9 protein-coding genes are annotated in these 12605 nt (G+C 78.9%); 2 read left to right on the plus strand and 7 right to left on the minus strand.

The window, feature by feature from the left end:
- Nucleotides 1-53 precede the first annotated feature (53 nt).
- The gene (locus ACRYMN_RS00935; RefSeq protein ID WP_432491010.1) at nucleotides 54-821 is read left to right on the plus strand and encodes an SDR family oxidoreductase; all 768 of its coding nucleotides are present in this window, start codon (nucleotides 54-56) and stop codon (nucleotides 819-821) included.
- Here the strand turns inward: ACRYMN_RS00935 and ACRYMN_RS00940 are convergent.
- The 3 genes from ACRYMN_RS00940 to ACRYMN_RS00950 form a co-directional block, all read right to left on the minus strand.
- Nucleotides 781-1719 (minus strand): helix-turn-helix transcriptional regulator, encoded by a 939-nt coding sequence (locus tag ACRYMN_RS00940; protein WP_432491012.1) that lies wholly within the window; start codon nucleotides 1717-1719, stop codon nucleotides 781-783. The genes ACRYMN_RS00935 and ACRYMN_RS00940 overlap by 41 nt on opposite strands.
- 247 nt (nucleotides 1720-1966) lie before the next feature.
- Nucleotides 1967-4222 (minus strand): putative bifunctional diguanylate cyclase/phosphodiesterase, encoded by a 2256-nt coding sequence (locus ACRYMN_RS00945; protein ID WP_432491014.1) that lies wholly within the window; start codon nucleotides 4220-4222, stop codon nucleotides 1967-1969.
- A 19-nt stretch (nucleotides 4223-4241) separates the two neighbouring features.
- The gene (locus ACRYMN_RS00950) at nucleotides 4242-5396 is read right to left on the minus strand and encodes an FIST signal transduction protein (protein WP_432491016.1); all 1155 of its coding nucleotides are present in this window, start codon (nucleotides 5394-5396) and stop codon (nucleotides 4242-4244) included.
- Between the two features lie 261 nt (nucleotides 5397-5657).
- Here ACRYMN_RS00950 and ACRYMN_RS00955 point away from each other — a divergent pair, with 261 nt between their 5' ends.
- The gene (locus ACRYMN_RS00955; RefSeq protein ID WP_432491018.1) at nucleotides 5658-6539 is read left to right on the plus strand and encodes a glycerophosphodiester phosphodiesterase; all 882 of its coding nucleotides are present in this window, start codon (nucleotides 5658-5660) and stop codon (nucleotides 6537-6539) included.
- A 9-nt stretch (nucleotides 6540-6548) separates the two neighbouring features.
- On the opposite strand, the gene ACRYMN_RS00960 is transcribed toward ACRYMN_RS00955, so the two are convergent.
- The 4 genes from ACRYMN_RS00960 to ACRYMN_RS00975 all read right to left on the minus strand — a co-directional run bounded on the left by ACRYMN_RS00960 (nucleotide 6549) and on the right by ACRYMN_RS00975 (nucleotide 12540).
- A complete protein-coding gene (locus ACRYMN_RS00960) occupies nucleotides 6549-8225 on the minus strand; it encodes a DNA repair helicase XPB (RefSeq protein WP_432491020.1) in 1677 nt (558 codons plus the stop codon).
- Between the two features lie 67 nt (nucleotides 8226-8292).
- A complete protein-coding gene (locus ACRYMN_RS00965) occupies nucleotides 8293-8970 on the minus strand; it encodes a hypothetical protein (RefSeq protein WP_432491022.1) in 678 nt (225 codons plus the stop codon).
- Nucleotides 8971-9049: 79 nt separating this feature from the next.
- On the minus strand, nucleotides 9050-11428 hold the full coding sequence (locus ACRYMN_RS00970; RefSeq protein WP_432491024.1) for a helicase-associated domain-containing protein: 2379 nt from the start codon (nucleotides 11426-11428) through the stop codon (nucleotides 9050-9052).
- A gap of 35 nt (nucleotides 11429-11463) precedes the next feature.
- Entirely contained in the window at nucleotides 11464-12540 is a 1077-nt protein-coding gene (locus ACRYMN_RS00975) for a sigma-70 family RNA polymerase sigma factor (protein WP_432491026.1), read from the minus strand.
- Nucleotides 12541-12605 lie beyond the last annotated feature (65 nt).

Consider the following 12605-nt stretch of genomic DNA (forward strand, 5'->3'; position numbering starts at 1 on the left):
CCACCCTCGACGCGGTCTCCCCCGGAGCCGCGCGCGCGGGCACCGTCGTGGGCATGAGCGAACAGAGCGGCACCACCGCGCGCACCGGCACCACCGCGCGCAGGATCGTCCTCGTCACCGGCGCCTCCAGCGGGATCGGCGAGGCCGTCGCCCGGGAGCTGGCCGCGGCCGGGCACCACGTCGTCCTCGCCGCCCGCCGGGCCGAACGGCTCGCACGGGTCACCGCCGAGATCACCGGCGCCGGGGGGAGCGCCTCGACCGCGGTCCTGGACGTCACCGACCCGCAGGCGTACGCGCGGGTGGTCGAGGCGGTCGTCGCCGAGCACGGCCGCCTCGACGTCCTGGTGGGCAACTCCGGCGTCATGCTGCTGTCCTCGATGACCTCGCTGCTGACCGCGGAGTGGGACCGCACGGTCGACGTCAACGTCAAGGGCGTCCTGCACGGGATCGCCGCGGCCCTGCCGCACTTCCTGCGCCAGGGCTCGGGGCACTTCGTGACCACCGCCTCGATCGGGGCGCACGAGGTCGTGCCCACCGCCGCGGTGTACTGCGCCACCAAGCACGCGGTGTGGGCGCTGATGGAGGGGTTGCGCCAGGACCTGCCGCCGACGGTGCGCGCCACGACCATCAGCCCCGGGGTGGTGCAGAGCGAGCTGGCTCAGCACATCACCGACCCGGTGGCCAGCGCGGGGATGGTCGAGTACCGCCGCAGCGCCATCGCGCCCTCGGCGATCGGGCGCGCGGTCGCCTACGCGGTCGGCGAGCCGGGCGACGTCGACGTCAACGAGGTCGTGGTCCGCCCCGCCGCCCAGCGCCCCTGAGCTCGTCCGCCACCGCGCCCCCGCGCTCGCCGGCGGGACGGTGCGGGGGCGCCGCCGCTCCCGCCCAGCTGGCCAGGACCGGCAGCACCCGCGCCGTGGGCGAGTCGGGCTCGACGGTGTAGACGATCAGGCTCTGGTCGGGGTCGTGCGGGCTGACGAGGGTCTCGATGCCGAAGGTGAGCGGGCCGGCGGCGGGGTGCGCGACGTGCTTGGTCAGCGAGGTGCGGAAGGTGACCCGCTGGTCGTCCCACCAGCGCGCGAGGTCGGGGTCGGCGCGGCGCACCTCGTCCACGAATGCGGCCAGGCGGCGGTCCTCGGGGTGGCGGCCCACCTCGTAGCGCAGCGCCCCGACCGCGGCGGGGGCGAACTCGGCCCAGTTCGCCAGCCGCACCCGCGCAGCGGGGTCCAGGAACAGCCAGCGCGCGAGCGAGGAGCCCGGCTCCGCGGGGAACCCCAGCACCTCGCTCAGCAGCGCGTTGCGCGCCAGGACCTCCGAGCGGCGCCCCAGCAGCAGCACCGGCACGTGCTCCAGCGCGCCCATCAGGCGCAGCATCCCTGGGTCGGGGCGCTGGGGGGCCTCCGGTCCGCTCCAGCGCCGGCGCGCGGCCGGGGCGGCCAGGTCGCGCAGGTGGGCCCGCTCGACGTCGTCGAGCTGCAGCGCCCGCGCCAGCGCCTCGAGCACGTCCTCGCCGACCGCGCGCTGGCGCCCCTGCTCCAGGCGGCTGTAGTGGTCCGGGCTCAGCCCGACCAGCGGGGCCAGCTCCTCCTTGCGCAGGCCCGGCACCCGGCGCGGGCCGGGGAAGGCCGTGATGCCCGCCTGCGCGGGGGTCAGGCGGTCGCGCCGGGAGCGCAGGAACGCCCCCAGCGCGGAGCGGTCGTCGCGGCGGTGCTCGGGCACCGGCCCAGCGTAGGAGCGCGCCCCCGGACCGGGCCTGGTCGTGGCGTGACCAGGCAGCGCGCGCCCTGGTGCCCGCCGCGCCGGCCGGGTCGACCGGGGCCCGTGACCACCGCAGCGGGAACCCGCACCGTCCTGATCACCGGCTCCACCAGCGGCATCGGCGCCGCCACCGCCCGCACGGGCGCGGTCGTCCACGGCCGGCGCGCCCAGCCGGGAGCCGGACCGGGAGCTCGACCGGGTGCCGGCATCAGGACGCGACCGCGGCCGGCGCCGTCCAGCGGGCCGTCAGCTCCGCCGCCGGCACCGGGCGCGACCAGTGGTACCCCTGCGCCTGGTCGCACCCCAGGCCCCGCAGCGCCCGCGCGTCCTCGGCGCTCTCCACCCCCTCGGCCACCGTCTCCAGGCCCAGCGCCTCGGCCAGCCCGACGATGGTGCGCACCACCGCGGTGTCCTCCCCGCGGCTCATCGCCTGCACGAACGAGCGGTCCACCTTCAGCACGTCCACCGGCAGCTGGCGCAGGTACGACAGCGAGGAGTAGCCGGTGCCGAAGTCGTCCACGGCGATGCGCACGCCGTGCGCGCGCAGCTGCGCCAGCACGTCGCGCGCGTCCTCGCCCTCGCGCACCAGGACCGTCTCGGTGACCTCCAGCACCAGCGCCCCGGCGGGCAGGCCGGTGTCGCGCAGCACGCCGAGCACCTCCTGCACCAGCCCGGGGCGCAGCTGCGCCACCGACAGGTTCACCGCCGCGGTCAGGTCGGCGGCACCGGGTGCGCACGCGCGCCAGGCGGCGACCTGCCCGCACGCCTCGCGCAGCACCCAGCTGCCCACCGCGTCGATGGCGCCGCTCTCCTCGGCCACGCCGATGAAGCGGTCGGGGAAGAGCAGGCCGCGGCGCGGGTGCCGCCAGCGCACCAGCGCCTCCACGCCGGTGGTGGCGCCGTCGGACAGGCGCACCGTCGGCTGGTAGTGCAGCACCAGCTGGCCCTCGCGCGCCGCGCACGCCAGGTCCGCCTCCAGCTCCAGGCGGTCCGCGCGCGCCTCGCGCAGGGAGCGCTCGAACAGCGCCACCGTCGGCCTCTGCGCCGGGCGCGGGGCGCTCTTGGCCGCGTACATGGCGGTGTCGGCGTCGCGCAGCAGCGTCTGCGCGGTGGTGCCCTCGTGGCCGGGCGCGGCCACGCCGATGCTGCAGCCGACGTGCAGCGCGCGGCCCTCGTGCTCCACCGGCCGCCGCAGCTGCGCCAGCAGCCGCTCGGCGACCCGCCGGGCGCCGTCCACGCCGGTGCCCCGCAGCACCACGGCGAACTCGTCCCCGCCCAGGCGCGCGGCGGTGTCCTCCGGGCGCAGGCACTCGCGCACGCGCTCCGCGCACGCCTGCAGCACCGCGTCCCCGGCGGCGTGGCCGTGGCGGTCGTTGACGGCCTTGAACCCGTCCAGGTCCAGGAACAGCAGCGCCGGCGGCTCGCCGGCGGCCTCGCCGTCCTGCACCGCGGCGGCCAGCCGGTCCAGGAACAGCGCCCGGTTCGGCAGCCGCGTCAGCTGGTCGTAGAACGACTCGCGCAGGCTGCGCGCGGTGTAGGCGTCGTTGAGCGCCACGCCGGCGTGCTCGGTGAACGTCGTCAGCAGGTGGTCCGCGCCCGGGGCCACCGGCGCCTCGCCGTCGATCACGACGAGCGCGCCGACCGCGCGGTCGTGCGCGCGCACCGGCGCCGCGCGCCAGCGGCACGCCCCGTGCCCGCCGGCCGCGCCCGCGTCCGCGCCGACGGCCTCGGCCGCGTGCGCGTCCAGCTGCGGGCACGAGGGCGCGCCGGTGCCGCCGCCGTGCGCGCGCACCTCCAGGCGCCCGGGGTGCAGGGGGTTCTCCAGCACCACCGCGACCGCCTGCCCGCCCAGCACGCGCCGCGCGCCGTCGCACAGCAGGTCCAGCACCTCCTCCAGCGGGCGGCGGTGCGAGATGGCGCGCTGCAGCGTCAGCAGGGTGCTCAGCACCAGCTCGCGCTCGCGCAGGGTGCCCAGCAGCTCCTCGCGCTCGGCGGCCAGCCGCTCGCTGCGCTCGCGCTGCTCGCGCTCGCGGCCCAGCGCCTGCGCCGACTGCACGGCCTGCCCCAGCAGGCGCCCCACGCCCAGCAGCAGCAGCCGCTCGGTGGCGTCGAAGGGCTCCTCGGCGCGCGCGACGACCAGGCTCGCCGGGCTCAGCGGGTGCGGCACCTCCGCCTGCAGCAGGTGCGCGCCGGGCAGGCCCGGCAGGTCCACCGCGCCGGCGCCCGCGTCCGCGGCCGCGGCCAGCGCGGCGGCGGCGCTGCCGCCGCCGCCGGGCAGCCCCACCGCGGAGAGCACCCGCCCCTCGCGCAGCACGGCGACGACCTCGCTGTCGAGCTGGTCGGCGGTCCACTGCGCCGCGCACGCGCCCATCGCCCGCGGCCCGCCGGCGCGCGCCAGCGCCACGAGCAGCTCCACGAGCTGCAGCCCCCGCTGCCCGAGCGCCTCCTGCTCCGCCCCGTTCACCCCGCGCCCCCCGGCCCGCTCACAGCGCCAGCGCGACGACGGTCTGGTTGTGGCAGCCCGCCGCGCCGGAGACCCGGGCGATCTCGCCGCAGCTGTAGTTCAGGACCACCTCGGGCCCGGCGGCCGCCTCCAGCGCCGCGCGCGCCTCGCCCAGGCGGCCCTCGTGGCTGAGCAGCTCGCGCCGGGCGATGCAGCTGAAGACGACCATGCCGGCCACCTCGCCGCCGCCCAGGCCCGCCACGGCGTCGGCGCAGGCGCTGACCGCCCCGCCGAGCATGTCGTCCTGGCCGCCGCCCATGACGGAGACCAGGCTGCCCTGGGGCACCTCGGAGACGAACGCGAGCGTGCGCTCGGCCGGGTCCACGGCCACGACCGTGCGCACCTCCTCGCGGCGCCGGCGCACCAGGGCCAGCGGGTGCGCGAAGCCCAGCGGCGCCAGCGCGGCCGCGTCCAGCCCGGCGCCGGCGTCCACGCCCAGGCGCTCCAGGTAGGCGTCCAGCGCCGGGCGCCCGTCCAGGCCGCGCACGGTCAGCCCGTCGGAGTCGGTGACGACCATCGGCTCGCCCACGCGCGCCAGCCCGTGCCCGGTGCCCACGCCCAGCGGGCGGTCGGTGTCCAGGCGCACCACGACCAGGCCGTCCTCGACCACCTCGCGCCCGTGCAGCTGCCAGGTGCGCCGGCCGGGGACGTCGCCGTCGGAGCCGCCGCCGACCAGCGGCACGGACGGGCCCAGCTCGGAGTAGGCGCCGCGCACCACGGCCTGCTGCTGGCCGTCGGTGCCCGAGGGCAGCAGCAGCACGGTGGAGTGCGCGCGCTCGGCGCCGCCGCAGGCCGCCACGGCCTGCGCGCCGCGCTCGTACGGGTCGGCGGCGGTGCTCACCGCGCTGCGCGCGCTCAGGCCCGGCCCGCCCACCGCGGTGACGACGACGTCGGCGGCCTCCTGCCCGCCGCGCGCGAAGACCGTGGCGGTGCTCGTGCCAACCACGGCGGCACCGCCGGCGGCGTCGCAGGCGCCGGCCGCCACGGCGGCCAGGTCCAGCTCCCAGCGGGCCATCACCAGCAGCAGCGCGGCCTCGCGCCCGGCGCGGGCGCGCTCGACGGCGCGGGCGGTGGCGGCGGCGACGTCGTCACCGGCGGTGGCGACGCCCACGGACACCCAGCGGTCTGCGTTCACCCCCGCTGGATCGGCCCGCGCGGCGGCGGGGTTGACCGCGCCCCGGGCAGGCGGACCCGTTCGGCGCAGCGACCGCGGGCGCCGTCGCGGCCGGGGGCTCCAGCTGCGCCGCGCGCGTGCCGATGCTCCCGGGCGGACCCGGCGGGCGGCGCCCGGCGGCGGGACGAGGAGGAGCTCGTGGTGCACACCGGTCAGGGAGCCGTCACGGGGCGTTCGCCCGCAGGTGACCCGCCCGACGCGCGCCGGGGTCAGCGTGGGGCTGTGGTCAGCGCCGCACGGCTCACCCCGCCCCCCGCAGCCCCGCTCGTCGTCGCCCACCGCGGCTACTCCTCGGTGGCGCCGGAGAACACCCTGGCCGCGTTCGAGGCCGCGCTGCGCTGCGGCGCCGACGTGGTCGAGACCGACCTGCACCCGGCCGCCGACGGCGCCGCCGTGCTCATCCACGACGAGGACGTGGCCGCCACCACCGGCGGGCGCGGGCGCGTGGCGGAGCTGTCCACCACCGACCTGGCCCGCCTGGACGCCGGCGCGTGGTTCTCCCCGGCCTACCGCGGCCAGCGCGTGCCGCTGCTGGCCGACCTGCTCGACCTGCTGCACGAGCACCCCGGCGCGCAGCTGCTGCTGGAGCTGAAGGGCCGCTGGTCCGCCGCGCAGGTGGCCGGCGCGCTGGCCGACGTGCGCCGCGCCGGCGCGGTGGACCAGGTCGTCGTGCAGAGCTTCGAGGTGAGCACCCTGGCGCACGTGCAGGACGTCGCCCCCGGGGTGCGCCGCGCGGTGCTGCTGGAGGAGCCCGCCGCCGACGCCCTGGCCCAGGGCCGCGCGCTGCGCCGCGACCTGGGCGTCATCGCCTGCAACCCCTCCGTGGCCTCCCTGGTGGCCCGCCCGGCCGCCGTCGCCGAGCTGCACGCCGCCGGCCTGGCCGTGTGGTCGTGGACGGTGGACGAGCCGGTGCTGTGGCGCGCGCTGGTCGACGCCGGCGTGGACGGCCTGATCACCAACCGCCCCGACGGCCTGCGCGGCTGGCTGCAGGCGCGCGCCGACGCCGACGCCGCCCCGGCCGAGCTGCTGGTGCGCGCGCTGGAGCAGGGCGGCCGGGCCCGCCCCACCACCGACGAGCAGCTGCGGCGGCTCGCGGCGCGCTGAGCGCCGGGCTCAGCTGCCCGGCAGCACCCCGTCCGCGTCCGGCACGCCGCCGTCGATGTCGTCGGCGTCGACGATGCGGTAGGCGTAGCCCTGCTCGGCCAGGAAGCGCTGGCGGTGCGCGGCGAAGTCCTGGTCCTTGGTGTCGCGCGAGACGACGGTGTAGAAGCGCGCCGAGCCGTGGTCGCCCTTGGGGCGCAGCACCCGGCCCAGGCGCTGGGCCTCCTCCTGGCGCGAGCCGAACGAGCCCGAGACCTGGATGGCGACCTTCGCCTCGGGCAGGTCGATGGAGAAGTTCGCCACCTTCGAGACCACCAGCGTGGTGATCTCGCCCTGGCGGAAGGCCTCGAAGAGGCGCTGGCGCTCCTTGACGGAGGTGTCGCCCTTGATGACGGGGGCGTCCAGGCGCGCGGCGAGGTCGTCGAGCTGGTCGATGTACTGCCCGATCACCAGGGTGGGCTCCCCGGCGTGCTGGGCCACCAGCTTCTCCACGACCCGCGACTTCGCCGGCGAGGTCGAGCACAGCCGGTAGCGCTCGTCGTCCTCGGCGGTGGCGTACGCCAGGCGCTCGCCGTCGGGCAGGGTGACGCGCACCTCCACGCAGTCGGCCGGGGCGATGTAGCCCTGCGCCTCGATGTCCTTCCACGGCGCGTCGTAGCGCTTGGGGCCGATGAGGGAGAACACGTCGCCCTCGCGGCCGTCCTCGCGCACCAGCGTGGCGGTCAGGCCGATGCGCCGGCGCGCCTGCAGGTCGGCGGTCATCCGGAAGATCGGCGCGGGCAGCAGGTGCACCTCGTCGTAGACGATCAGGCCCCAGTCGCGCGCGTCGAACAGCTCCAGGTGCGGGTAGGTGCCCTTCCGCTTCGTGGTCACCACCTGGTAGGTGGCGATCGTCACCGGGCGGATCTCCTTGCGGGCCCCGGAGTACTCGCCGATCTCGTCCTCGGTCAGCGAGGTGCGCTTGATCAGCTCGTCGCGCCACTGCCGCGCCGAGACGGTGTTCGTCACCAGGATGAGCGTGGTGGCCTTCGCCCGCGCCATCGCGCCGGCGCCCACCACCGTCTTGCCCGCCCCGCACGGCAGCACCACCACGCCCGAGCCGCCGTGCCAGAAGCCCTCCACGGCCTCGGACTGGTAGGGCCGCAGCGACCAGCCGTCCTCGGCCAGCTCGATGGGGTGCGCCTCGCCGTCGACGTAGCCGGCGAGGTCCTCCGCCGGCCAGCCCAGCTTCAGCAGCGCCTGCTTGAGGTTGCCGCGCTCGCTGGGGTGCACCGCGACGGTGTCCGGCGCCACGCGCTCGCCCAGCATCGGCGCGACGCGTCGGCTGCGCAGGACCTCCTCGAGCACGGGAACGTCCAGCGCGTGCAGCACCAGCCCGTGGGCGGGGTCGGCCACCAGCTGCAGGCGCCCGTAGCGGGCCATGGTCTCGGCGACGTCGACCAGCAGGGCGTGCGGCACCGCGTAGCGGGAGAACTCGAGCAGGGTGTCGACGACCTGCTCGGCGTCGTGCCCGGCCGCGCGCGCGTTCCACAGCCCCAGCGGGGTCAGGCGGTAGGTGTGCACGTGCTCGGGGGCGCGCTCGAGCTCGGCGAAGGGGGCGATGGCCGCGCGCGCTTCGCCGGCGCGCGCGTGGTCGACCTCCAGCAGCAGCGTCTTGTCGCTCTGGACGATGAGGGGGCCGTCGGTCACAGCTGCTCCAACCCCCGCCCGCGCCGGGTGCTTCCGCGGCGCGCGGGCGCGGTGCGCGTGAGCACGCTCACACCGCGGTCGTGCCCGGCGGGGCCCCACCGGCAGGGCCCTGCCAGGGGCCGTCCCAGGGCCCGCCCCAGGGCCCGCCCCAGGGGCCGGGCACGAGCGGGCCCGGGCCGTCGAGCAGGCGCAGCAGAGCCACCAGGGCCACCACCAGCAGCACCGTCAGCGCGATCGTCGCCCAGGCGACCACCTTCCCGGCCAGCACGTGCCCCAGCCCGCGCCGGGCGCCGCCGGAGGCGAGGACCCGCCGGCGCGCCCCGGGCGCCACCGCCAGCGCCACCACCGCCGCGATCCAGCCCGTGCCCGTGAGCACCAGCAGCAGGCCCCCGACGGCCGTCCACAGCACCGCCTGCGCCGCGCCGGCCACGGGGACGGACCCGTGCCCGTACCCGTACCCGTCGCCGAGCACCTCGTTGCGCAGCGGTGCGCCGGCGGGGTCCGCACCCGGCCGGTGCCGCTGCGGCGGCCCGGGGGGTGCCGGTGCCCCGGAGGGGTCCGGGGCGCTGAACGGGTCGGGGGTGCCGAACAGGTCCGGGGCGCTGAACGGGTCGGGGGTGCCGAAGGGGTCCCGGGCGCGCGCGGGCTCGTGCACGCGGTAGGGGTCGTGCGCGTCGGGGAGCCGGTCGGCGCCCGGCTCCGGCCACGGCGCACGCGGCTCCTCGTCCCGTCCCCACCCGCTCACAGCCCGCTCCTCCCGACGCCGTGCCGCCGCGACCGCCCGGCCGCGACCGGGGCACGACGCTAGCCGACGCGCGCGCGGCTCACCCGCCCTGCGGGGCCACCCCGGTGATGCGGTGCACGGAGAAGGTGCGCACCTCCGCGTGCGCGCGGTCGACCGCGGTCACGCGCCCGCCCTCCACGCCCAGCGGCTCCACCAGGTGCCGGCGCGGGGAGCCGTCGGCCTCCACGTAGCCGATCCACACCGGCCGCCCGGCGGCGGCCGCGTCGCGCAGCAGCGCCAGCGACGTGGCGGGGTCCAGGTGGCTCAGCGCCGGGGCGCCGACGTGCTCGGCGCGGCGGCGCTCGCCCGCCTCGGCGTCCTCGTCGCCGGCGCGCACCGAGCGCACCGCCGCCGACAGCAGCGCCGGCGACGGCGGTGGCGGCTCGCCGGTCACCGGCCGCGGCAGCGCGCGCGGGCCGCTGCGCAGCACCGCCGCCCGGCCCACCAGCAGCTCCCCGCCGGGGCCCTCCGCGGCCGGCGCCAGCCCGGCGCCGCGCAGCACCGCCAGCACCTCGTCGGCCTCGGCCTCGGCGGCCAGCACCGTCGGCGCCAGCGAGCGCAGGCCCAGCCGGGCGCAGCGGCGGTCCGAGAGCAGCTCCGCCAGCACCGCGGGGTCCTCCGCGCGCACGTAGCTGCCCGCGCGGCCCACCCGCACCCGGCCGTGCCGGCGGGCCACGTCGCGCACCAGGTACTCCAGCGGCTGCGGCACGCCCGTGGCGGAGACGTCGGCGAGGAAGCGCAGCGCATCGTCGGCCGTCAGCCCCTCGTCCAGGCCGCGGCGCACCGTCGCGGGGTCGAAGCGGTAGACGGTGGCGCCGCCGCGGCTCTCCACCCGCGCCAGGGACGCCAGCCGCTGCGCCAGGTGCGACTCCAGCGGGCCGGGCGCCACGGCCGTCAGGTCCGCCTGCAGCAGCACCTCGGTCACCGGTGCGGGCAGCGCCGCCGCCAGGGTGCGCGCCGCGCCCTCGTCGTCGCCGGTGAGCAGCTCGCGCCCGGCCGGCGAGAGCGCCCCGGCGCCCAGCACCCCCAGCCACCCGGCGTCGCGCAGCGTCCAGCGCACCAGGTCCTCGCGCAGCCGCCCCGCGCGCCGCGGCGCGTCCCAGCGCAGCCGGGCGGCCAGCTCGTCGGCGTCCACGGCCCCGCCCGGGCCGGCCGCGGCGAGCTGCTCGAGCGCCGCGCGGCGCACCGCCAGCGCCGCCCCGCGGTCCAGGTCCGGTCCCAGCGCGTTGCGCGGGGAGTCCTTGGCGTCGCGGGTGCCGACCAGCGCCGGCACCCGCGTCGAGCCCAGCCACGGGCGCGCCAGCGCCACCCAGCGCCCCGGCACGCCCTCCTCGCGCCAGGCGTCGAACGCCGGGGTGGGCAGCCAGCGCGGCTCCACCTCGGCGTCGTCGGCGACCAGCCCGGCCAGGTGCGCGACCTCGGCCACCAGCGCGGCGGTGGCCTCGTCGACCTCCAGCGCCGCGGCGGTGCGGCGCAGCTCGCGCACGCCCACGCCGCCGGCGCGCAGCACCGGCGGCGGGGCCGAGCCCCACAGCAGCCCCAGCTCCTCCACCAGCCGGCAGGCCGTGGCCGCCGCCTCGGCGGACGCGGCGGCCACGTGCTCGGGGCGGCGCCGCTGCACGGCCGGCTCGGGCGGCTCGCGGTCGGCGCTGCGGTGCACCCGCCCGCCGCGCAGCGCCAGGCCCACCTCGCGCGGCAGCACCACCGTGCCCGGCCCGGAGACGGCCAGCAGCCCGTGCGCGAGCAGCCAGTCCACCGGCCCGGTGGCCGCCGCGGCGCGCACCTGCCGGTCGGCGCGCTCCACCGAGCCCGCCGGCGGCCCCCACGTCAGCCGCGCCAGCAGCTCGCGCACCCCGGCGGGGGCGCCGGCCAGCAGCGCCTCGACCACGGCCGGCTCGCCCAGGTGCGCGGCCAGGCGCGGCAGGGCCGCCTCCGGGTCGTGGGTGACGGGCAGGTCCAGGTCCTCCAGCAGCTCCGCCAGGCGCTGCGGGGAGCGCCGGCCCAGCGCGTCGGCCAGCGGCGGGCCCAGCCCCGCCGGGTGCGGGCCGAGCAGGTCGCGCACGGCGTGCACCAGGTGCAGGCGCCGGTCCGGGCCCCACAGCAGCGCCCGCGCGCGCAGCAGCGCCAGCACCCCGCCGGCGCGCGCGCCCCACGCCCGCGAGACGGCGGTGGCGCTGGTGGGGTCCGGCAGCACGGCGAGCACCTCGGCCACCTGCAGCGCGGGGGTGTCCAGGCCGTCCAGCGCCCGCTGCACGCTGGCGCGGGTGGTGGCCCGGGTGGCCAGCGCCGTCGTGGTCGTCGGCAGCGGCGTCGCCAGGTCCGGGCGCGCGGCGAACAGGGCCGCGAGCTCGTCGTCGTCGCGCGCGCGCAGGTCCTCCGCGAGGGTGCGGGGAGCGCTGCTGCGGGCGGCCGGGGGCATCCGGGGGAGTCTAGGTGGGCCGCGGCGCGCCCGCCTCAGCGCGGCGGTGCCGCCGGCACCCCGAAGTGCGCGAACAGGCGGGTGTCCAGGAACGACGTGATGTGCGCGATGCGCCCGCCGCGCAGCTCCAGCGCCTGGAACGCGAAGGGCACGAGCGCGCCGTCCGGGCCCGGCTTGTACTGCGCGAAGGCGGGGGAGCCGTTGAGGTCCACGCGCACCAGCGTCGAGCCGCGGCAGCCGCGCCCGGGCCCGGTCATCCAGCGCACCACGTCGCGCGGGCCCGCCAGCCACATCTCGAACGGCGGCATGTTCTGGGTGACGTCCTCGGCCAGCAGCGCGACGAAGGCGTCCATGTCGTAGGACTCGAAGGCGTGCACGTAGCGCTCCAGCAGCGCGCGGTGCTCGGCGTCGAGGTCCGCGGCGCGCGCGGCGCCGGGGGCGCCGGGGGCGTCGGGGCCGACGCCGGGCCGCGAGGCCATCGTGGCGCGGGCGCGCTGCAGGGCGCTGTTGACCGAGGCGGTGGACGTCTCCAGCAGCCCGGCGACCTCCTCGGCGCGCCAGCGCAGCACGTCGCGCAGCACGAGCACCGCCCGCTGGCGCGGGGGCAGGTGCTGCAGCGCGGCGACGAACGCCAGGCGGATCGACTCGCGGGCCACCGCCACGTCGGCCGGGTCCCCGCCCTCGGGCAGCACCCGGGTGTCGACCATCGGCTCCAGCCAGGTGTCCTCGGAGCGCCGGGCGGCCAGCGAGGCCTCCACCGGCTCCCAGGCCGCGGCCGACAGGTCCATCGGCCGCGCCCGGCGCCCGCGCGCCTCGATCATCGTCAGGCACACGTTCGTGGCGATGCGGAACAGCCACGAGCGCAGCGAGGAGCGGCCCTCGAAGCCGTCCGCGCCGCGCCAGGCGCGCAGCATCGTCTCCTGCACGGCGTCCTCGGCGTCGAACGCCGAGCCGAGCATGCGGTAGCAGTAGCCGGTCAGCTCGCGGCGGTGCGCGGCCAGCCGCGGCTCCAGGGCGGCGGCCGCGGAGCCGCCGCCGGGCGGGACGGGCCCTCCGGGCGCGGGGGGTTCACCGGGCGGGACGGGCGCGGGGGCCTGGGCGGGGATCGTCACCCGCCACAGGCAACCACCCGGGACCGACACGCGGCAGGGGTCCGCCGCCACTGGCCCCACCGGCG

The organism is Kineococcus gypseus (assembly GCF_050871305.1).
Classification (GTDB): Bacteria; Actinomycetota; Actinomycetes; order Actinomycetales; family Kineococcaceae; genus Kineococcus; species Kineococcus gypseus.